General features: G+C 46.7%; 18 protein-coding genes. 12 read left to right on the top strand and 6 right to left on the bottom strand.

Features of this window, described 5'->3' with window-relative positions; translation table 11 throughout:
• Window positions 1-243: 243 nt before the first annotated feature.
• Complete coding sequence (locus tag ACOJUO_RS14240) at window positions 244-1,257, top strand: IS110 family transposase (protein ID WP_422132667.1); 1,014 nt, start codon at window positions 244-246, stop codon at window positions 1,255-1,257.
• Between the two features lie 358 nt (window positions 1,258-1,615).
• Here ACOJUO_RS14240 and ACOJUO_RS14235 read toward each other — a convergent pair whose 3' ends face one another.
• Window positions 1,616-2,092 carry a hypothetical protein gene (locus ACOJUO_RS14235; protein ID WP_422137300.1) on the bottom strand — a complete coding sequence of 159 codons (477 nt, stop codon included), beginning with the start codon at window positions 2,090-2,092 and terminating at the stop codon, window positions 1,616-1,618.
• Between the two features lie 100 nt (window positions 2,093-2,192).
• On the opposite strand from ACOJUO_RS14235, the gene ACOJUO_RS14230 reads away from it, so the two are divergent.
• Complete coding sequence (locus ACOJUO_RS14230; RefSeq protein ID WP_422137299.1) at window positions 2,193-3,827, top strand: IS1634 family transposase; 1,635 nt, start codon at window positions 2,193-2,195, stop codon at window positions 3,825-3,827.
• A 335-nt stretch (window positions 3,828-4,162) separates the two neighbouring features.
• Here ACOJUO_RS14230 and ACOJUO_RS14225 read toward each other — a convergent pair whose 3' ends face one another.
• The gene (locus tag ACOJUO_RS14225) at window positions 4,163-5,560 is read right to left on the bottom strand and encodes a TolC family outer membrane protein (RefSeq protein WP_422132665.1); all 1,398 of its coding nucleotides are present in this window, start codon (window positions 5,558-5,560) and stop codon (window positions 4,163-4,165) included.
• A gap of 241 nt (window positions 5,561-5,801) precedes the next feature.
• Between ACOJUO_RS14225 and ACOJUO_RS14220 the strand changes: the two genes are divergently transcribed.
• From ACOJUO_RS14220 to ACOJUO_RS14205, 4 genes are all read left to right on the top strand, one after another.
• Window positions 5,802-6,452: a cupin domain-containing protein gene (locus tag ACOJUO_RS14220; protein WP_422137298.1), complete on the top strand. Its 651-nt coding sequence runs from the start codon at window positions 5,802-5,804 to the stop codon at window positions 6,450-6,452.
• Window positions 6,453-6,478: 26 nt separating this feature from the next.
• Complete coding sequence (locus ACOJUO_RS14215; RefSeq protein WP_422132663.1) at window positions 6,479-6,919, top strand: DUF1249 domain-containing protein; 441 nt, start codon at window positions 6,479-6,481, stop codon at window positions 6,917-6,919.
• Window positions 6,920-7,020: 101 nt separating this feature from the next.
• Window positions 7,021-7,803 carry a 3',5'-cyclic-AMP phosphodiesterase gene (cpdA, locus tag ACOJUO_RS14210; RefSeq protein WP_422137297.1) on the top strand — a complete coding sequence of 261 codons (783 nt, stop codon included), beginning with the start codon at window positions 7,021-7,023 and terminating at the stop codon, window positions 7,801-7,803.
• A 91-nt stretch (window positions 7,804-7,894) separates the two neighbouring features.
• Window positions 7,895-8,149 (top strand): hypothetical protein, encoded by a 255-nt coding sequence (locus ACOJUO_RS14205; protein WP_422132661.1) that lies wholly within the window; start codon window positions 7,895-7,897, stop codon window positions 8,147-8,149.
• A gap of 47 nt (window positions 8,150-8,196) precedes the next feature.
• On the opposite strand, the gene ACOJUO_RS14200 is transcribed toward ACOJUO_RS14205, so the two are convergent.
• Window positions 8,197-8,964 carry an alpha/beta fold hydrolase gene (locus ACOJUO_RS14200; protein WP_422137296.1) on the bottom strand — a complete coding sequence of 256 codons (768 nt, stop codon included), beginning with the start codon at window positions 8,962-8,964 and terminating at the stop codon, window positions 8,197-8,199.
• Between the two features lie 172 nt (window positions 8,965-9,136).
• Here ACOJUO_RS14200 and ACOJUO_RS14195 point away from each other — a divergent pair, with 172 nt between their 5' ends.
• Window positions 9,137-10,045 (top strand): hypothetical protein, encoded by a 909-nt coding sequence (locus tag ACOJUO_RS14195; protein ID WP_422132659.1) that lies wholly within the window; start codon window positions 9,137-9,139, stop codon window positions 10,043-10,045.
• A gap of 69 nt (window positions 10,046-10,114) precedes the next feature.
• On the opposite strand, the gene ACOJUO_RS14190 is transcribed toward ACOJUO_RS14195, so the two are convergent.
• The 3 genes from ACOJUO_RS14190 to ACOJUO_RS14180 form a co-directional block, all read right to left on the bottom strand.
• A complete protein-coding gene (locus tag ACOJUO_RS14190; protein ID WP_422132658.1) occupies window positions 10,115-10,948 on the bottom strand; it encodes a thymidylate synthase in 834 nt (277 codons plus the stop codon).
• Between the two features lie 39 nt (window positions 10,949-10,987).
• Complete coding sequence (gene lgt, locus ACOJUO_RS14185) at window positions 10,988-11,857, bottom strand: prolipoprotein diacylglyceryl transferase (RefSeq protein ID WP_422132657.1); 870 nt, start codon at window positions 11,855-11,857, stop codon at window positions 10,988-10,990.
• Window positions 11,858-11,989: 132 nt separating this feature from the next.
• Complete coding sequence (locus ACOJUO_RS14180; protein WP_422132656.1) at window positions 11,990-12,778, bottom strand: sulfite exporter TauE/SafE family protein; 789 nt, start codon at window positions 12,776-12,778, stop codon at window positions 11,990-11,992.
• Between the two features lie 372 nt (window positions 12,779-13,150).
• Between ACOJUO_RS14180 and ACOJUO_RS14175 the strand changes: the two genes are divergently transcribed.
• The 5 genes from ACOJUO_RS14175 (at window position 13,151) to ACOJUO_RS14155 (ending at window position 20,763) form a co-directional block, all read left to right on the top strand.
• The gene (locus ACOJUO_RS14175) at window positions 13,151-14,047 is read left to right on the top strand and encodes a lysophospholipid acyltransferase family protein (protein ID WP_422132655.1); all 897 of its coding nucleotides are present in this window, start codon (window positions 13,151-13,153) and stop codon (window positions 14,045-14,047) included.
• Window positions 14,048-14,441: 394 nt separating this feature from the next.
• Window positions 14,442-15,860, top strand: coding sequence for a glutamate decarboxylase (locus tag ACOJUO_RS14170; protein WP_422132654.1), 1,419 nt, complete (start codon window positions 14,442-14,444; stop codon window positions 15,858-15,860).
• 87 nt (window positions 15,861-15,947) lie between these two features.
• Window positions 15,948-17,534 (top strand): putative glutamine/gamma-aminobutyrate antiporter GadC, encoded by a 1,587-nt coding sequence (gadC, locus tag ACOJUO_RS14165; protein WP_422137295.1) that lies wholly within the window; start codon window positions 15,948-15,950, stop codon window positions 17,532-17,534.
• Complete coding sequence (gene glsA, locus ACOJUO_RS14160) at window positions 17,531-18,469, top strand: glutaminase A (protein ID WP_422132652.1); 939 nt, start codon at window positions 17,531-17,533, stop codon at window positions 18,467-18,469. The genes gadC and glsA overlap by 4 nt, the downstream gene beginning before the upstream one ends.
• Window positions 18,470-18,840: 371 nt before the next feature.
• A complete protein-coding gene (locus ACOJUO_RS14155; protein WP_422137294.1) occupies window positions 18,841-20,763 on the top strand; it encodes a PrkA family serine protein kinase in 1,923 nt (640 codons plus the stop codon).
• Window positions 20,764-20,875 lie beyond the last annotated feature (112 nt).

Genomic DNA, 20,875 nt, shown 5'->3' with positions numbered 1-20,875 from the left:
GGAGCCTGACCGAGAATAGCGCCCGTAGCGAGGACGGCAGAAAATTGAGGATGAAAATTCGGTTTTGTGAGGAGAATAGCGAGCTATTTGACGAACAAAAGCGGATTTTCAGACCAATTTGCTGCCGCCGCAGTAGGGCAGTCTATTCTCGGTCTAATGGGATGGTCCGCCCCTCCTAAACGGCTTCAAATGAGCCAAAATGGAGTTAACCATTTAAACAGGATTAACCGGAGCGAACCACCCATGACTATTTCAGTACTTGGTATCGATATTGGCAAGAACAACTTTCACCTGTTTGGTGTTGATGACCAGGGTAGCAAAGTCATCAGAAAGAAGTTGTCCAGGAAGAACCTTCTGGAGTACGTGGCAAATCTGGAGCCATGCATTATCGCTATGGAAGCTTGTGGTGGTGCTCACTATTTGGCTCGGTTATTCAAGAACTATGGGCATACTGTCAAGCTGATTTCACCTCAATTTGTCAAGCCTTATGTCAAGACCAACAAAAATGACTACAACGATGCTGAAGCGATTGCAGAAGCAGCTTCACGGCCCAGCATGCGTTTTGTACCTGTTAAAACGTCAGAGCAGCAGGCCTGGCAACTTCTGCACCGCTATCGTCAACAAGCGGTTGATCAGAGAACTGCCCTGGTTAACCAGATCCGGGGGTCACTATTGGAAGAAGGTATTGTGGTTGCCCAGGGTATTGGTAAAGTTCGTGCACAGCTTCCACGAATTCTGGAAGATGCTGAAAATGGACTCCATTCGCTGACTCGTGAGCTGCTACATGGTTTATCAGAAGAGTTGGCCAGTCTTGACAAGCGTATTCAACAGTATGACCAGAAAATTCAGGAGCTGGCTGAAAACGACGACGAATGTCGTCGAATGATGACTATGCCGGGTATCGGAGCCATCACTGCCACAGCATTGAAGGCAGCCGTTGGTGATGCGACGTATTTTAAATCTGGTCGACACCTTGCCGCATGGTTGGGATTAGTTCCAAGACAGCATTCCACAGGCGGTAAGTCAGTCCTGCTGGGCATCAGTAAACGGGGTGATAAATACCTGCGCACATTATTGATACACGGCGCACGTTCGGTACTCCACTGCCTCAAAAATAAGGATGACCGCTGTAAAAAATGGGTTAGCCAACTTAATGAGCGCAGCAATCACAACGTTGCCGCCGTTGGTCTGGCTAATAAAATGGCTCGGATTGTCTGGGTCATCATGACCCGAAATGAAGTTTACAAGGCTGCATAATGAGGTAAAGGCGGCAGCGGCAAAGTAAAGCATAAGCTTAATCAAAGGGGACCCCCCCCGCAGATTGCGATGAGCATGTACAGTTGATGGCAAACAGGTAAAAACCGGCAACCTGAAACCTGATAGGAGCCTTGGCCCTTGAGGCCGTCGGACTGATAAGGCCAGGTTGCGCGGATACCCATCAGGGCCAGAGGGTTAGACCTCATGAATAGGCCGTATATATGATTGCAGTTATCTTTGTTTGCTAATTAACAAAACAGGCTCTTGCAAAACGGGGCGGACCATATAAGGCTCCTAGGCTTTTCAGGGTCAAGATGATTAACTGATAAAACCTGCCCGTAGCGATAAAATGCTTTCTTCAAGGTTTCTTTTCGTTAAAATACTTACTGTAAATATCTGATAATGTTTCACCAGGAACCCAGGCATATCTGGCAACCAAATGTTTTTTATTTTCCAGAATAAAGGTTTCACCTTTTTCAGGAAATACCAGTTCTGCATTTTTTAAACCAAGCCATGAATAATTCTTATATTCTTTCTTTAATTTCCACTCAGTATCAAAATGAGTGTTTTCACATGACTCGCAGTCTTCTCTTGTAATTTTAACAAACCATCTTTTGTTCAGAGATATAACAGAAAAGACTTTTTCAACCTGGCCGCCAGAAGTCTTTATTTCTTCTATATCTTTTAAATGATCATCGAAAAGTATTCTGACGGCATCATAGTATGAGTTAACTTTTCCAAAATCTGGCAATTTTGGAAGCCCTTTAAAATCTGCTTTTAAAGAAAAAGGATAAATCAAGCAGAACAGAAATATTACCAGATGCTTTTTAAACATTTTTTCGACTCAAGTATTTTTATCTGCCTTTCACCACACCGATTGATATTTGCCTAAAATCTGTTGTCAAAGAAATAAACAGACATTCAGGTACACCAACATGTCTCAAGCTCAATACCAGTCTAAGAACCTCAACCACCTTGGCTTGGTTGCCGCTATGTGTCGGGAGTTAAAGATAGCCGAATACATTGATGCCCGTATCACAAATGACTCCGATGTTCGTAATGTCACTATTGGACAAGCTGTAGTTGCAATGATCATCAATGGCTTGGGCTTTACGGGGCAAACTCTATACATGCTCCCTGAGTTTTTTGAGGATAAGCCGATTGACCGCCTTATCGGGGAAGGTATACAGGCTGAACACTTGAACGATAAGGTACTTGGTCGGGCTCTCGACAGTTTGTACGACGCTGGTGTTAGCGACTTGTATCTCAATCTGGCCGTCAAGGTCGTCAATCATCTGAAACTTCCTTGCAAGGCATTAAATCTGGATGGCACCAGCTTTCATGTGGATGGAGTCTATAACAGTCATGACAATCCAGACGACTTGAACTGTATTCATATCTGCCAAGGTTACAGCCGTGACCACCGGCCTGACCTGAACCAGGTAGTCTTACAGTTAATGACTGAAAACCAGGCGGGCATCCCTGTGTTTATGGCCCCTGCCAGCGGTAATGTAAACGACAAAACCTGTTTTCAGGAAATTATCAAAAATCATCTGTCATGTTTTAAGGCTGCTTTGAATAGCCGCTATCTGGTTGCTGATGCTGCCATGTATGTTGCAGAAACCCTTCAGTCGCTTGATGAGCAAAAGCAGCTGTTTATCTCCCGGGTACCCCTGAACATCAAGGAGGCAAAGGAGCTGGTCTGCAAAGCGCCAACCATGTCGCTGGAGCCTGTTGAAGGCTATGAAGATTATTACTCAGCTGAAGTGCCTTCCTGCTACGGAGGGGTTCAACAACGATGGTTCCTGTTTCTCAACAAAAAGCGCGGGCTTAGTGAACGGAAAACACTGACCCGAAAGATGCAAAAACAGTCATTGAAAGAGGCCCGTGATCTGGAGAAGCTGAGCAAAAAGGCCTTTTTGTGCCGGGACGATGCATTGAAGGCTTTTGCCTTGTGGCAGAAACAATCGAAACTTTGCCAAAGCGAAACAGAGCCTGAGGTTATCTGTAAACCCTGCTATTCGGGCAAAGGAAGACCATCGCCGGATAGCAAGCCTGATCACTTCGAGTACTTTGTGCAGGCTGAATGCTTTGTTTCCTGCGAGAAGAGGGAGCATGCAGAGGCCTCACTGGGTTGTTTTATCCTAAGCACCAATGAGCTGGATAAAAATAGTTTGAATGCCTCTGAGCTGTTGTCTATCTATAAGTCGCAACAAAAAGTTGAAGGCGGCTTTCGGTTCCTGAAGAGCCCGGACTTTCTGGTCTCTTCGCTCTATTTGAAGAAAGCGGAACGTATTGAAGCCCTGTTAATGGTGATGACTCTGTGCCTGATGGTCTATGCTGCTATCCAGCACAGAATCAGGCAGGAACTGAAAAAGCAAAGTCGTGTATTTCCAGACCAGAAAAAAAAGCCCTGCCAGAACCCAACAGCAAGATGGGTATTTTTCTGTTTTCAGGGGCTTAGTGTATTAACGGTCAATAATCAGGAGGAACATGTGGTTGGTTTGAAGGAAAGGCAGTGGACGATCATTCAAATTTTGGGCATTTTTTACGAGTCCATGTATTCCTGATAGGGGTGGTGAAAGGCGGTTTTTATTGTTATCGGTATTTCAAAAAATAGCTTTACCACTCAACCTCAAGGCAGCCAAAAAGTGAATTAGATGCTCTTGCCAGGCTTTTATTGTCGACGGTCATCTCATCAATAGGGGAGTCTAAACTACTGACTGCATCATTAAGTGGTGATGTATTAGCATTGTATGAATACAAAATAGAGATAATAAAAGTAATTCGAGTTATTACACTTGCTCTGTGATTTTTAACGCTTTAGATCTATGGACAAAATAATAGCGCTGAAACCAGCGCTATTATTTTGTCATCCAAGCCTGTTTAAACCAAAATGTCTCTGTCAGTTAGCACGACACTGGGCAGGAATGGACATCTCCTCTGAAGACACTATCCAGTTATTCAGCTGGGTAAGGTCTTCCGGATTCAGGGTACCTGCTGTCTGCTTCAGCTTCAATGTGTTCACGATAAAGTCGTAGCGGGCATTCAGGTAATCACGCTGGGCAGCAAACAGTGTCTTCTGGGCATCGAGAACATCGGTAATGTTACGGGTACCAACTTCATAGCCGCTCTCTGTCGCTTTCAACGCACTTTCAGAAGAGACAATACCCTGACAACGGGCTTCTACACGAGCGACATCAGAATTGACGGTGCGGAACAGGTTACGGGTACCGGAGTTAATCTCGCGCAACGCCTTGTCGTAATTCTGCTGAACCGATTCCATCTGGTAAGTTGCCTGGCGAACCTGGGAGCTGGTTGCACCACCGGCAAACAGGGGCAGGTTAAATTTAACGCCTACCACAGTCTGGTCGCCATCACCGGTCCTTATCCCGTTACCTGTAGTGTCTGCTCTGGCAGAGTCTGCATCACTGGAGTTGTAGTTATAGCTGGCGAAAGCATCAACAGTTGGAGCATGGCCTGACTTCTTGGCCTTGATATTGCTCTCTGCGGCTTTCAGGCTTTCACGTGCGGCCTCAAGCTGCAGGTTATTCTTGAGCGCGTTGTTGACCCACTCATCAGAGACAGCAGGTGTGGGAGCAGTAACGGGCATGGTTTTATTGAGCTTGCCAATGTCCTGAATATCCTGATCGACGATTGTACGCAGAGCCTCATAAGACACTGAAAGATTGTTTTCAGCGTCAATCCGGACTACTCGAGCATCGTCGTAGCGTGCTCTGGCTTCGAGAACATCAGTCTCAGCAATAAGACCCACATTATAGCGTTCACGAGCCTGATCCAGCTGCTGTTTGACCGCTTTTTCTTCGGCTATGGCAGTGGTCAGACTGTCTTCAGCTCTCAGCACATTAAAGTAGGCTTCTGAAACCCTGAGAATAAGATTCTGCTGCTCATAGCCAAAAGTAACTTCTGCCTGGGCACTTTGAAACTTGGCAGAATCATAACCAAACCAGCTGGCCATATTGAACAATGGCTGACTTAAAGTAGCTCCCCAGGTATGAGAGTTATAATCGTCTTTAACGTCACTGACGGCTGCCTCGAGAGATGTTTTGTTGTACTGAGTTCCACCCGACAAAGACAAATTGGGCAGCAATAGGGCTCTTGCCTGGGTGCTACCTTCCTGAGTCGCCATCATATCGGCACGTGCAGCGGCCAGCTGGGCATCATTTTTCAACGCCAGATTATATACTTCCAGCAAGTTGTATTCAGTCTCAGCCGCTTGGGCAGACATAATTGAGCTGGCCAGGGCTGCCAGTAAAAAGCCTTTAAGATAAGTTTTTGGCATATCTCCAGTTCCTTGAAAAATGGGCCCGAAAGCCGAACAATAATGTCGGTTTACCCGTTGTTACTCAAGCGCAACTCGCTGAATTTACACTAGTTTACCTGTCGTCAAAAGCAATAAACTCAATGTGAAAAGATTTGAACTGGCTTCTTAATACAGGCGACCATGAATCCAATAATTGTTTGATCAGGAAACCGACACCGAATGGTCATCCATTGTCTTATAGTTAAACAGGTAATATTCCATGCTGAACATGAACTTTCAGGAATCCGTTGTTATTCAAACCGAAAATCAGCAGTGGCAACCAAGCCCCGCCAGTAAAGTGTTCCGTAAGCCACTGGCTCGGGAAGATAAGGAGTCAGGACATGCCACCAGCATCGTTCAGTATATTGCCGGTGCCAGTTTTCCTGCACACCCTCACCCGGATGGTGAGGAAATTCTGGTACTCTCAGGAACTTTTTCCGACGAAACGGGAGATTTTGGTCCAGGTAGCTATCTGCGAAATCCACCAGGCAGCCAGCACGCGCCTTTCAGTAAAGAAGGCTGCGTGATATTCGTGAAGCTATGTCAGTTTGATCCGTCAGACAGGCAAACTGTTCGAGACAATATGTTCGAAGCCCTGGGCCGGAATGATTCAACCGGTGTTGCTGAAGTGTTTCTATATCAGTTTAAAGATGAGAAAGTTTCTACCCTCAGAATTCCTGCAGGGAAAACCCTGTCTCTGCAAGACAGGTCTGGAGGAGTAGAAATACTGGTTATTTCTGGTAAGCTTTCGACGGCTTCAGGAGACTGGCCTGCTGGCACATGGATACGAACCCCACATTTTAATTACGATCTTGAACCGGCAACGGAAGACACTATCGTTATGATCAAGACTGGTCACCTTCCTCTTTAGCACGGCCATGCACTACAATTGAGCATATGGACACTAGGACAGAAAAGGCTCGCTACAAAGCCGACCTCATCAAGCAGCAAAACTTGTGTGAAAGGAATTTTCATAAACTCATGCTTCTGCTGCCCGATCTTGAGCAAAAAGATAACGTTGCTCTCTCATTTTATTTCGCTGGCAAGAAAGGACAGGCATGGTTTCAGGTGCTCGAGCGGGCTCCTTTTACGACCGTTCTGCAAGTCGATCTGGATGCAGCCTGGGGTGAGTGGCTGAGGCTGCCCGAGTTCCGAATCCGAATTTATCTGGATGTCAGAATGGCCGAGATCATCAGTGTCAATAAAGAACGACACTTCAAGGCTATCTATCCTTATCCCAATGAAAAGATGCTCATGCCTGACGAAAAGGAACAGTTGAATCAGCTTTTTTCCGAATGGCTGAACTTCTGTCTGACTCATGGTTTAAGTCAAATCTGATATGAACTGAAGACGTGCGAAGAGTGACTGCTTTATTCTGGCCTCCCTGATAAAATTATGAAGAAGACTCGCTGCACCCATTATGAATTATCAGAGGACCTATGACCGGAATACGCATCATTCAGTTAACGGATACCCATCTGTTCGGCTCTTCTGATCGCAGATTGATGGGAGCAGACACCAATCAGAGTTTTCTCGACGTTTGGGAGAAGATTCAATCCTCGTCCTTTAACCCGGACATTTTCCTTGTCACCGGAGACCTTACCCAGGACGAGAGCCTGGAATCCTACCAATCGTTGAAAACGGTTCTGGATACCAGTGAGAAACCTTATCTCTGGACTTGTGGAAATCATGATGATGCTCAACTGATGCAACAGGTCAGCCCGCAAGCCATGAGTCCTTATCTGGATTCAGGCTCCTGGCAGATCATTATGCTTAATTCCCAGATTCCGGGGCAGGTTCCGGGCTTTTTATCGGACAAAGAGCTCCAGCTTCTGGAAAAACACCTCTCTGAGACCCCGCATAAACACACACTGGTGGCTTTTCACCATCCGGCCTACACCATTGGGAGTCAGTGGTTGGACGCTATCAGCCTGAAGAACGCTGAACAGTTTATGAGCCTGATCCAGTCATACTCCAATGTCCGGGTGGTTATCAATGGTCATATCCATCAGGAACGGGATCAGACCATCAAAAATACCCGGTTTCTTTCTACCCCTTCTACTTGTGTCCAGTTCAAGCCTGAATGCGATAATTTTATGCTGGATGACCGCTGGCCAGGCTATCGAGAGCTTGAGCTAATGCCTGATGGCACCTTACATACACGGGTGGTTCGACTGGAAGGCTACTCTTTAAAACCGGATCTCACTGCTAACGGCTATTGATAACCCCCTTCAATATCAGCATTTTTTATTAGAACCCTGACTGTTTTTTTCTAGATTGATAATTAGGAGTAGTAAAAAAGGAAGTAAGATTATGTCCAGGGTTAGGTCAATGCAGTTCGATGACCAGGATAAGATCTTTTGGGATTCAGGTCAGGAATTCAGAAAGAGACAAACCGCCAAGGAACGCTGCAAGCAGAGAAAGAAGAAATCCATTCGACAAGGCATTGAAGATTATTGGGATAAAAAGTCCCTCCGTCAAAATCTCGCCGATTCCCACGACGATTTAGATGACGATGACGATTACAGTCAATGGGATGACATCGAAGGTGAACAACCCAGGCATTGAAGTTGATACAGTAAAGCCGCCCGTCTGAGGCGGCTTTTCTTGTTACTTCAGGATTCAAGAAAGCGCATCAAAGTACGAGCGACCAATTCTGGCTTTTCGGCATGCAACCAATGTCCTGTACCGGCAATTTCTCTCATGGCTGCTTTTGGAAATCGTTTAAGTACTTCTTCCCGGTGTTCTGCGAGAATGTAATCCGAGTTACCGCCTTTCAGGAATAATACATCACCTTCAAAAGACTCCTTTCCGGAATGACCCGCAGAAATATTCAGGTAGTTATGATGAATCGCTTCCAGGTTCATTCTCCAGCGGTAATTTCCCTCGTCATTGCGATAAAGGTTCTTCAGAAGAAATGTTCGAACAGCCAACTCTTCTACATGCTGGCGCAGAGCATGATCGGCATCGCCACGCTTCTGTATAGTCTCAAGATCAACAGCAAACAAACCTGCAAAAACATCGTCGTGCCGTCGCACCCTGTAATGCACGGGAGCTATATCCATAACAGCCAGCTTGTTTACCCGCTCAGGGTGAGTCAAAGCCACTTCCATAACGACTTTACCGCCCATAGAGTGCCCGAGCAGGTGTGCTTTCTCAATCTGCTGATCATCCAGATACTCAACGACATCGGCAGCCATGACAGGATAATCCATTGCATCATCATGGGGAGAACGACCATGGTTGCGTACATCCAGACCGTGTACCATGAATCTTTCTGCAAGCTGCCGATTGATAGCCCCCAGGTTTTCCTGTGATCCAAATAATCCGTGCACACTAACCAGGTTCTCACCTTCTCCCTGTTGTCTGGCATACAATTTCATGGGTTATTTAATCTCTCCTTCGTCTTGCAGCGATCCACGCAGGATAAGGAATCATACTGGTTGACCACGTGGACATTGTATTTCCTTAAGATACTTTATCAGTATGGTCTTTCTTCAGTAATACGGAAAAAGCCTAAGACACTCCCTCAGACGTAATGCTAGTCTGAACTTTATGACTTCACTATCTGGTAAGGACACCATTATGAAAGGCTCTCAATGGCTCTGCGGCCTCTTAATCTCGGTATTTTGTCTGCCTGCCTGGTCTGCGCCCCCCTTAAAACCCGAACTGCTCTCCGAGCAGGTGCAGGCAGACAAAGAAGGGTGGTGGAAAACTGGTTTCCTGGTTGGCACGGTTTCCTCAAAAGGCTGGGAAGTGGGCTTTATCTGGGAATCCGGAGAGCTGGAAGTTCTGGCTGGGAAAGGCACCCTGAATGGCACAAACTACCCAGCCAAAACCTACGAGGTATCGGTACAACCTGAATTTTATTACCTCTGGGACAAACTGAGAGTTTCCAGGAAACCTTTAGTGATCAGATACCAATATCCATTTTGGTCTAACCCCTTCGCTACTAACAGTGGTTATCGAGTGATTGATGTCCAACCGGTTGAGAGCAGCTTTTCCAAAACGCCTTCATTTACACAATACCCTAATGGCATAGATTTAAATCCGACGATAAAAAATTCAGGAACCTACACTCAGCGGCAAACATTCGGCCTGGTGCTCCATGTAGCCCGTTGGCTACTGAACCACAAATGTACGGTATACCTTCATTTGGGTGGCACCGCCAGGAGTCTGAAAAGCAGGCCGACTTATAAACCGTCTCTTGAATACAATGTCGATAAGCGTGAATATGAACACAGAACGGTTTTAACCTATGAAACTTATGAAGTAGAAGTGCCTAACGTTGTTAAGTTATACACGGACAGCGAAGCCATTTGTCGCTATGCAGAAGATTCCGCTATATCGCAGTCAGAAGTCTATGTTGAATACTATGGAGTAAAAGCCCAGGCTGATACCGCGACGTTCTCAATCCTCAACTCCATCCATGTTGCCCCCCCCTTCGACGAAGAAGAAAATTAATGATTCAATCTGACGTAACAACGGCCTCTGGCCTGATACTTCAGAGCACTTGAAAACCTCGAAAACTGATTAAACCGAAACAGCCGCCCTGATATGAGGATGAGCCTGGTAATCAACCAACTCAAAGTCATCAATAGTAAATTCAAACAGCTCCCTGATGACAGGATTCAACTTCATTGTTGGCAAGGGAAGTGGCTTGCGGGTTAGCTGCTCTTCTGCCTGTTCCAGGTGGTTGGAGTATAGATGGGCATCACCAAAGGTATGAACAAAATCCCCCAGCTCCAGGTCACAGACCTGGGCAATCATCATGGTGAGTAGTGCATAAGAGGCGATATTAAAAGGCACACCCAGGAAAATATCAGCACTGCGCTGGTAGAGCTGGCAGGACAGCTTGCCGTCCAGAACATAGAACTGAAACAGACAATGACAGGGAGGTAAGGCCTGCTTACCCATCGCGGCATTGTCTTTAGGGCTGAACTTTACGTCCGGCAGCACACTGGGATTCCAGGCACTGATGACCAGCCTTCTGGAATCTGGATTGGTTTTTATTTCATCCAGCAGCCACTGTATCTGATCAAACGTTTCTCCGTTTACACCTTCCCAGCTCCGCCACTGCTTGCCATAAACAGGGCCCAGATCACCTTCGTCCGTCGCCCATTCGTCCCAGATTCTGACACCGTTTTCCTTCAGATAGGCGATATTAGTGTCGCCCTTCAGGAACCAGAGCAGCTCATGAATAATGGAGCGCAGGTGGCACTTCTTGGTGGTAACCAAGGGGAAACCTTTCGACAGATCAAAGCGCATTTGATAACCAAAAACACTGTAGGTTCCAGTGCCGGTCCGATCAGATTTGAAAGTTCCTTGCTCTTTTACATGACGCAGGAGATCAAGATACTGTTTCATGACATTGATCCTTTATTTTATTAACGCTCATGGCTGTTATTAACGCTCATGGCTGACTTCCTTAGCGGGCTTGGGTTTATATTTTTTCAACCAGGCCCGGTCATCCTGATTCTGACCATCCACCAGTGGGAACTTTTTATAGGCTACCACCATAAGCGCCACACCCAGAAAAATCATGGGCACTGTCAGCAACTGCCCCATGGTCATCCAGTCAAAAGCAATAAAGCCCAGCTGCTGGTCGGGTTGCCTTACGAATTCTACGCAGAAGCGTCCGATGCCATAGATCAACAAGAATAGTCCCGATACAGCCATACGGGGACGTGGTTTGGCCGAGAACCACCAGAGTGCTCCAAACAGGATGACACCCTCAATAACAAACTGGTAAAGCTGTGATGGATGTCTTGGCATCCGGGAGGGGTCTGTCGGAAATACCATAGCCCATGGAACATCAGTTACCCTTCCCCATAGCTCACCACCTATAAAGTTACCCAGACGGCCCATACCCAACCCCAGTGGAATGAAAGGGGCAATAAAATCCGTCATCTGAAAGAAGTTCTTGTCAATCCTGCGACCAAAGAGGAATACGGCCAGCAGAACCCCCAGCAGACCACCGTGGAAAGACATGCCACCTTCCCAGATACTGAATAGCCAGAGCGGATTTTGCAGAAAATAATCAAAGTTGTAGAACAGCACATAGCCCATGCGCCCACCTACTATGACCCCGACAGCTATGTAGAACAATAAATCCCCGATTTGTTCGGGATTCCATAAGCCGTTTGATTTCCTGGCTCTCTGGACCGCAAGCCACCAGCCTCCGGCAAAACCCACCAGATACATCAGGCCGTACCAGTGGACTTTGAGTGGCCCAAGGCTGATCGCAACGGGATCAATTTGAGGATATGGGATCACAGGAGGATTCCGGATAGTTCTCAAGGTTTGCTATTACACACCCCTCTCTCTCAGTTCGAGTGGAGTGCCATGGATACGAGTTGGACCAGTGTATCAGCTGTACAGAGGAGTGAGCCAGCTGGCCGGACTCTTTTACATTGAGAAAAGAAACTTAAACCCTACTATCACTAGCAGGAGAGCAAAGAGTTTTTGCAGCTTTTCGGAAGGCAGCTTATGGGCTAACTGAGCGCCAAAGCGGGCGAAGAGCATACTGGTCAAGACAATGCCAAGAAATGCCGGCCAATAGACATAGCCAGTGCTCATCGTCGGCAGCAGCTCGTTTTCCCAACCCAGAAACATGTTCGCAGCAGTTCCCACAAGAGCAATCGGTAAACCACATGCAGCAGAAGTCCCCACCGCATCAGTCATTGAGAGATTGCACTTGCGCAAAAAGGGTACCGACAGGCTTCCACCCCCGATGCCAAACATACTGGAAGCCCAACCGATGACACCTCCAGCTGCCACCAGTATTGGTCGTGCCGGTACCTTGCTGCTTTCAGAAAGCTTGAAGCCAAACCACATCTTTGCAGCCACTGCCAGGGCAAATGCCCCAATAAGTTTCTGAAGCATAGAACCTGACATCTGGATCGCTGTGTAAACCCCCAGCCATGAACCCAACAGAATCCCCAGAGCCAAAACGCTGAAAACAGGCCACTGAACAGCACCCTTGGCATTATGAGTCCTAATGGAGCTGACTGAAGTAACAACAATAGTGGCAAGCGAGGTACCCACAGCCAGATGAGTGAGAATATCGGGAGATAATCCTTGCAGTTCGAAACTAAATACCAGCACCGGAACAATTATCAGCCCTCCACCAATCCCGAACAGACCGGCCAGAGTCCCGGCCAGAGCACCGAGCAGCAGGTAGGAAAGAAAAATCATTAAACAACTATCCAGCTAAGCAGCCTCAAATCAGGAATCCTGTTGTGATTACCCATAGCCAAGGCCAACAAATATTATCAGGGCAGCATTCCTTGATGGAATGAAGAGTGACCCTTATTGTAAATAAAATCAACAAGTAAATTAACTAGAAAACAGCGATTTAGCTCATCTCTTTCAAAAACATAACCCGACGGGAAGCTCATTAAGGCTCAACACAATGACCGCATTTAATACAGCATCTAAGCAACTTCCCTGTATGCGGGGCGTTGTGCAACATAAACAACAAAGTACAAATTTTGCCCATCGACTGGTAATAAAGCATTCCTTCACCTAATCTGGTTGTCACAATTTTTTTACATAACAAGAATAAAAATGGCGATACTCTTAAAGTCCGGCTGGAAGGACTCAGTGTTGGATCTCTTAATCGGGCTCTTGTCCCGAACGCCTCAGGTGCTTTATTCTGTCATAGGCCTGATATTTTCTTACGTCTTGCGAGCTAAAAAGGGGCATATTGCCCGAGCGTCACTACAACTAGCTCTATTGCCTGTATCCGAGAAGACGCATAAACAGATCATTCGACAGTCTGCACGTCACACCGTTGATTATATTCTTACCCTGCCTTTTCTTGATAAAGTGCCTTATCTGCTCAACAATCAGGATGTCATTGCCCGCGCCCTTTCAGAAAACAAGGGTGTGGTTGTACTCTCTCTCCACTTGGGCCCTCCTGATTTGGGAACCCTGGCACTCTCACAACGGGGTTTACCGGCAACTACCCTGATTGGTTCAGGAAAGCAGTCGCCTTTGACTCATAAGTTCGGAAAAGCATTTCTTTTGAGGGTCGGCATTGAGCCCATTGTGAAAGGTGACCCCACTGCCCTGCTTCAGGCTCTGAAAAAGAAAAAAGCCGTATTTCTATACAGCGATCTCCGCTCAAAAGAGATGCCTGTAACATTTTTTGGACAGGCAACCCGGGCACCTGCCTGCGGAATCATGACAGCTCATCTTCTAAAAACTCCCGTTCTCTTTCACTACTGCACGTTTGAAAATAATCAATGGCAGTTGCATTTTGAGCCTCTGCCACTGACCCGAACCGGTAACAGAAAACTGGACACCCAGCACGACCTTCAACAACTGATGCACAGAATGGAACAGGTGATCAGGGAAAACCCCCAACTTTGGATATGGCATTACGACCGGTTCAAGTTGAAAAACAAGATTTACGGGAACAAAAGCATTTCATTATCTTCAACCAAGCCGGATGTATCATAAAATCGACTAGTGCGAGTATAGATGGCTCAAGATCAGTCCCCTGAACGACAGCTCTCCTTACGAATTCAACGTTCAATTTTTTTCACTGGTGACTGTCTGACAACGCCCTTTATGACAACTTTCCATGACTGGCAAAAGCCTGTGATAATGGCGAGTTGTTCGATTAAGTTAAAGGTATTCATTGCACTGCTCTCAGTTATTCACTGATGGCGCTTTTCAGGAGATAAAAGTGTTACCAAAATTGCATTTAAGGGTATTGCTCGGGGCCGACTTTTCGTAATCTTTTCGTCATCTCAGCCTACTTCCAAGAACTTTGCTATACTCTCGTTACCGTTTTATCCTGTCACGTCTAATGTCAGTTATCTCTCGTTTCCAGTGATTTGGAACTGCAGCCATGCCTCTTCACTCTATCCATCGAAGTTATAGCAGGGACTATCAAAAGACTGATGACGTCTACGCATCGTCTGATTTGTCCGTCAGTATGCCCAGGTACGAAATGCCGAAAACATCCGAAGATCCTCGGCATGCTTATCAGGTCGTTCATGATGAGCTGATGCTGGACGGTAATTCCCGTCAGAATCTGGCTACCTTTTGCCAGACGTGGGTAGATCCGGAGATTCATGCAATCATGGATGAATGTGTCGACAAAAATATGATCGACAAGGATGAATACCCTCAAACAGCAGAATTGGAAAGACGATGTGTGCATATTTTGGCTGATTTGTGGAATTCACCGGATGCAGCAAACACCTTGGGCTGTTCCACTACTGGCTCAAGCGAAGCTGCCATGCTCGGCGGTATGTCTCTTAAGTGGCGATGGCGTGAGCGGATGAGGCAACAGGGCAAACCTGTTGACAGGCCGAATCTTGTTTGCGGTCCAGTGCAAATCTGCTGGCACAAATTTGCCCGTTATTGGGATATAGAACTTCGTGAGATTCCAATGGAAGGCGACCGTCTTATAATGACTCCGGAAGAAGCCGTTAAGCGCTGCGATGAAAACACGATTGGTGTCATTCCAACACTGGGCGTCACCTTTACCTGCCAGTATGAACCAGTAGAGGCGGTTTGCAAGGCTTTGGATAAACTTGAGGAGGATACTGGTCTCAATATCCCAGTGCATGTCGACGCTGCAAGTGGGGGCTTTCTTGCTCCTTTTTGCCAGCCAGATTTACTTTGGGATTTCAGACTGCCAAGGGTAAAGTCCATCAACGCCTCCGGTCACAAATTTGGTCTGGCGCCTCTAGGCGTTGGCTGGGTCATCTGGAGAGATCATGAAGATTTGCCTGAGGATTTGATTTTCCGGGTCAATTATCTTGGCGGTGATATGCCAACTTTTGCTCTGAACTTTTCCCGTCCCGGAGGTCAGATTGCGGCTCAATACTATATTTTCCTGCGTCTTGGAAAAGAGGGTTATCAACGTATACAGCAAGCCTGTTATGACACAGCTCAATACCTCAGCAAAAAGATCGAAAGCCTGGGTTTGTTCGACGTAATCTACAATGGAAACGGCGGGATCCCGGCCATAAGCTGGTCACTGAAGCAGAACGTTAACCCCGGCTTTAACCTATATGACCTGTCGGATCGCATTCGCATCAGGGGCTGGCAGATTGCAGCCTATTCAATGCCAGCCAACCGTGAGGATCTGGTTATCATGAGGATTCTCGTTCGTCATGGTTTCAGTCGGGATCTGTCAGACTTACTGATTGATGACCTCAGACGTTGCCTTGATTACTTTGAGAATCATCCTGTAGAAAATTCGGGTAACGAAGGGGATTCATCGAGCTATAACCACACTGGCTTCAAGTCCAAATGACTCACCTCTGCTCAGGCTAGCCTGACTCTTTTATCAGACAACTCCCCCCTCCCAGGGTAACAATGTCTGGAATGAGGTAAACACCTTATGGCTGACAATTCCTCTACTGGAGTCAGTGTTAAGAAGTTCACAGTTTTTACACTGGCAATTATGAACATCGTTGCGGTAGTCAGCCTTCGTGGCTTACCCGCAGAGGCTGAATATGGGCTTAGTTCAGTTTTCTACTACATCTTTGCAGCAGTAGTCTTTTTGATACCGGTATCTCTTGTTGCCGCAGAACTTGCTACCGGCTGGCCTGAAAAAGGCGGTGTATTCCGCTGGGTTGGAGAAGCCTTTGGCCCGAGATGGGCTTTTCTGGCCATGTTTATGTTATTTATTGAAGTCAGTGTGTGGTTTCCTACTGCATTAACTTTTGGCGCAGTATCTCTGGCATTTGTTGGACCGGACCAAACCTGGGATCAGGCCCTGTCTTCCAATAAACTATTTGTGCTTGCTGTTGTTCTTGTCATCTACTGGTTGGCCACTTTTATCGCGTTTCGGGGCGTAGACGCATTCTCTAAAGTTTCGAAGTGGGGAGGGATGATTGGTACAATTATTCCAGCCGCTGCTTTGATTGTTTTGGGATTCAGCTACCTGTTCAGTGATCAGCCAATTCATATTGAACTTAAGTGGGATGACATTCTTCCTGACTTCACTAATTTCAGCAACATTGTACTGGCTGCCAGCATTTTTCTCTTTTATGGCGGCATGGAAATGAATGCAATCCATGTAAAAGAGCTGGATAACGCGTCAAAATCTTACCCGATGGCCATCGCCGTAGCCTCCATTGGAACAGTAGCGATATTTGTTTTTGGCACACTGGCTATTGGTTTTATTATTCCTCAGTCAGATATTAATCTGACACAGTCACTTCTGGTGGCGTATCACGATCTATTCAAGTGGGCAGGTCTGGGCTTCCTTGCCCCGATTACGGCCATTTGCCTTGCTATCGGGGTTCTTGCCGGCATTGTCACATGGGTTGCAGGCCCGTCTTCGGGTTTGTTAACTGTTGCAAAGGCAGGTTATCTACCACGGTTCTGGCAGCACACTAATAAGCATGATATGGCAACTCACATCATGTTATTCCAGGCTGGAATAGTCAGTGTTTTGTCCGTGCTCTTTGTGGTAATGCCTTCTGTGCAGGCTGCCTACCAGATTCTCAGCCAACTTACGGTTATTCTTTATCTCGTGATGTACCTTCTTATGTTTGCTGCGGCAATACATCTGCGCTTTACTCAACCCAATCGCCCAAGACCATACAGTGTGCCCGGTGGCAAAGGTGGTATGTATCTGGTTGCAGGCATTGGCCTTTTTGGATCAATGATTGCGTTTATCTTCAGTTTTATTCCGCCAAACCAGATTGCTATAGGAAGTCCAACCACTTTCGTGTTCATTCTGATCGCTCTTACCATCCTCTTTATCATACTTCCTTTTATCATTTATGCCTGTCGGAAGCCGCACTGGAAAGACGAGCATGCCGACTTTGCTCCGTTTACCTGGGAGATTGAGGGTACTCACCCAGGCATCCCCAATGAATCTGATACTCACACCACACACCTGACAAAACAACATTTTCAATGGTTACACAAGAAGAGGGCTGAGAATCAGGTTGAAATTAAAGGAGATCAGGCATGAGCTTCAACACAACTCAGTTACAGGATCTTGCCAATGAAGCCCTGATACTTGGCAAGGCTTGTCTTGATGGGAAAAATGCCGATTATATTCCGTTCCTTGCCAGCGTCCCTCCTGATTTATGTGCCATATCCATATCCTGCTGTGATGGAACAATCATTCATAGTGGTGATTACGATTATGCTTTTGCCCTTGAGTCCATCAGTAAGGTGTGCTCAATGTCACTGGCTATGCAACAAAAAGGCTCCGAAGAGGTTAGAAAAAAAATCGGGGCTGAGCCTACGGGGTTGCCATTTAACTCTGTTCTGGCACTTACAGTACATCAAGACAAGCCGCTGACACCTCTGGTTAATGCCGGTGCTATTTCTACTGTAAGCTTTATTAATGCTCCCGATAAAGAGTCACGCTGGCAGATGATCCTTGATTTCCAGAGGAAAATGATGTCCCAAAACGTTTGTCTCTCAGAGGATGTTAACACTTCCGAGCAAGAGACCAACTTTCATAACCGGGCCATCGCATGGTTATTGTATGCAGCAGACAACTGCTTCAGCGATCCAATGGATGCCTGTGATGTATATACACGTCAATGCTCAACTTTAGTTAGTTGTGATGATCTGGCAACCCTTGGCGGGACACTGGCTAATGGTGGGGTAAATCCGGTCACGAAAGAAAAGGTAATTGACCAGGCACATATCGCGCCTATTCTCGCAGAAATGACGATGGAGGGTATGTATGACTATTCCGGGGACTGGGCATTTCTGGTGGGTTTGCCGGGTAAGAGCGGTGTTGGTGGTGGCGTAGTGGCTGTTGTTCCCGGAATGATGGCCATTGCCGGATTCTCACCACCACTGGACGAGGCTGGCAACAGTGTTCGAGCCATGAAAATGATTAGTCATATTGCCAATAGCCTTGATCTTAGTGTTTACTGCCCATCTTGAGGTAAAGAGTGCTCAAGATCAAACTCCTGAACGACGGCTCTCCTTACAACTTCAACGTTCAAAATTTTTCACTGGTGACTGTCTGAAAACCCCTATAAGATAGATTGGCTAACTCTCTCGAAAATTATATTTTTCCTTTTTTATCAACAAGTTACCCTCCTCTACCCAGACAAGAAAAAGTCCGAAAAGAAGTAGACATTTATACGGATAGTCTCTATAACATTTACTGTGACCAACACACACAGAGCACTTATAAAGTTACAGTGTCGTGTGAATCGCAGTAACAATTCGCGTTCAAATTACAGTGCCCAGACCAACAATAAAATAAGTACGCCTATGATCATGGAGGTCGTGGCGAGGGGGAGCCGGATATGTCTATTTTTTCTCACTATCAGGAAAGGTATGAATCAACTCAGCAAGAGGAGATGAGCCTTCAGGAATACCTCGACCTATGCAAGAGCACCCCTGGTGCTTATGCCAATGCGGCAGAGAGAATGCTGTCAGCCATTGGCGAAGCAGACATTATCGATACGTCTCGTGACCCACGTCTGAGTCGTATTTTTTCCAATAAGTTGATCAAGCGCTATCCTGCTTTTGAAGAGTTCTATGGCATGGAAGAAGCGATCGAACAGATTGTTTCTTACTTTAAACATGCTGCACAGGGTCTGGAAGAGAAGAAACAGATTCTTTATTTGCTGGGTCCGGTAGGTGGCGGTAAGTCCTCTCTTGCTGAGCGTCTCAAAGCTTTGATGGAACTGAAACCATTCTATGCCATCAAGGGCTCGCCCGTATTTGAATCACCACTGGGTCTGTTTAATCCCGACGAAGACGGCAGGATTCTAACCGAAGAATACGGCATTCCCGGCCGCTACCTGAAATACATCATGTCTCCCTGGGCGGTTAAACGCCTGCACGAATTTGGTGGCGATATTTCCAGATTCCGTGTTGTTAAAGTCTACCCTAGTCGTTTAAATCAGGTGGCTATTGCCAAGACTGAGCCAGGTGATGAGAACAACCAGGACATTTCCAGCCTGGTTGGCAAAGTAGATATCCGTCAATTGGAAGAATTCTCTCAGGACGATCCGGATGCCTACAGTTTCTCTGGCGCACTGTGCCGTGCCAACCAGGGTGTGATGGAATTCGTGGAGATGTTCAAGGCACCTGTAAAGGTTCTACACCCACTGTTGACTGCCACTCAGGAAGGTAACTACAACTCTACAGAAGGTATGGGGGGCATTCCTTTTGAAGGTATCTTGCTGGCGCACTCCAACGAATCCGAGTGGCAGACCTTCCGTAACAACAAGACCAACGAAGCATTTATTGATCGTGTCAACATCGTTAAGGTTCCTTACTGCACACGCATCAATGAAGAAGTGGGTATCTACGAAAAGCTGCTTGAACACAGCTCTCTGAAAGATTCGCCCTGTGCACCTGACACTTTGAAAATGCTGGCCCAGTTCTCTGTTCTGTCCCGCATCAAAGAGCCCGAGAACTCTTCCGTTTACTCCAAGATGCGGGTCTATAACGGTGAGAACCTGAAGGACACCGACCCTAACGCCAAGCCTCTGCAGGAGTATAAAGATTCAGCCGGTGTTGACGAAGGCATGGACGGACTCTCTACCCGCTTTGCGTTCAAGATTCTGTCCAAGGTCTTCAACTTTGACTCCACCGAAGTCGCAGCCAACCCTGTGCACCTGATGTACGTTCTGGAACAACAAATTGAACAGCAGCAGTTCCCGGATGAATTGACTGATCGCTACATGCGCTTCATCAAGGAATATCTGACACCCAAATATGTTGAGTTCCTGGGTAAGGAAATTCAGACCGCATACCTGGAGTCCTACTCCGATTATGGGCAGAACATCTTTGATCGCTACATCACTTACGCTGATTTCTGGATTCAGGATCAGGAATTTCGTGATCCCGATACCGGACACATTCTGGACCGCAGCGCCCTGAATGACGAGCTGGAAAAAATCGAGAAGCCTGCTGGCATCGCGAACCCGAAAGACTTCCGTAACGAAGTGGTTAACTTTGTTCTGCGTGCCCGGGCCAACCACGAAGGCAAGAACCCAAGCTGGTTGAGCTACGAGAAAATGCGTGCGGTGATCGAGAAGAAGATGTTCTCCAACACAGAAGATCTGCTGCCAGTGATCTCCTTTAATGCCAAAGGCTCGAACGAAGACCAACGCAAACACGCAGACTTTGTTAAGCGCATGGTTGAGTATGGATATACAGAAAAACAGGTTCGCCTGCTGTCCGAGTGGTACATTCGGGTTCGTAAGTCACAGTAAGTCATGAGCCCATTTGCGGCCCATGGCAGCGTTCTTGATTAATCACCACAGCGCCTTTGCGGGCGCTTGTGCATCTTGTTTAATCAGGAAAAATGGTCATTGTTCAAAGAAC

It is taken from the genome of Endozoicomonas sp. ALC020, from assembly GCF_049275935.1.
GTDB lineage: Bacteria > Pseudomonadota > Gammaproteobacteria > Pseudomonadales > Endozoicomonadaceae > Endozoicomonas_A.
The sequence above is the reverse complement of the archived record's forward strand: the minus strand, read 5'-3'. Positions and strand labels throughout refer to the sequence as shown.

Coding starts and splice junctions, on each gene's coding strand:
- ACOJUO_RS14230 (WP_422137299.1), top strand. CDS start 2,193: ATGTCTCAAGCTCAATACCAGTCTAAGAACCTCAACCACCTTGGCTTG.
- ACOJUO_RS14220 (WP_422137298.1), top strand. CDS start 5,802: ATGCTGAACATGAACTTTCAGGAATCCGTTGTTATTCAAACCGAAAAT.
- ACOJUO_RS14195 (WP_422132659.1), top strand. CDS start 9,137: ATGACTTCACTATCTGGTAAGGACACCATTATGAAAGGCTCTCAATGG.
- gadC (WP_422137295.1), top strand. CDS start 15,948: ATGGCTGACAATTCCTCTACTGGAGTCAGTGTTAAGAAGTTCACAGTT.
- ACOJUO_RS14205 (WP_422132661.1), top strand. CDS start 7,895: ATGTCCAGGGTTAGGTCAATGCAGTTCGATGACCAGGATAAGATCTTT.
- glsA (WP_422132652.1), top strand. CDS start 17,531: ATGAGCTTCAACACAACTCAGTTACAGGATCTTGCCAATGAAGCCCTG.
- ACOJUO_RS14235 (WP_422137300.1), bottom strand. CDS start 2,092: ATGTTTAAAAAGCATCTGGTAATATTTCTGTTCTGCTTGATTTATCCT.
- ACOJUO_RS14240 (WP_422132667.1), top strand. CDS start 244: ATGACTATTTCAGTACTTGGTATCGATATTGGCAAGAACAACTTTCAC.
- ACOJUO_RS14190 (WP_422132658.1), bottom strand. CDS start 10,948: ATGAAACAGTATCTTGATCTCCTGCGTCATGTAAAAGAGCAAGGAACT.
- ACOJUO_RS14200 (WP_422137296.1), bottom strand. CDS start 8,964: ATGAAATTGTATGCCAGACAACAGGGAGAAGGTGAGAACCTGGTTAGT.
- ACOJUO_RS14170 (WP_422132654.1), top strand. CDS start 14,442: ATGCCTCTTCACTCTATCCATCGAAGTTATAGCAGGGACTATCAAAAG.
- ACOJUO_RS14215 (WP_422132663.1), top strand. CDS start 6,479: ATGGACACTAGGACAGAAAAGGCTCGCTACAAAGCCGACCTCATCAAG.
- cpdA (WP_422137297.1), top strand. CDS start 7,021: ATGACCGGAATACGCATCATTCAGTTAACGGATACCCATCTGTTCGGC.
- ACOJUO_RS14180 (WP_422132656.1), bottom strand. CDS start 12,778: ATGATTTTTCTTTCCTACCTGCTGCTCGGTGCTCTGGCCGGGACTCTG.
- ACOJUO_RS14225 (WP_422132665.1), bottom strand. CDS start 5,560: ATGCCAAAAACTTATCTTAAAGGCTTTTTACTGGCAGCCCTGGCCAGC.
- ACOJUO_RS14155 (WP_422137294.1), top strand. CDS start 18,841: ATGTCTATTTTTTCTCACTATCAGGAAAGGTATGAATCAACTCAGCAA.
- ACOJUO_RS14175 (WP_422132655.1), top strand. CDS start 13,151: ATGGCGATACTCTTAAAGTCCGGCTGGAAGGACTCAGTGTTGGATCTC.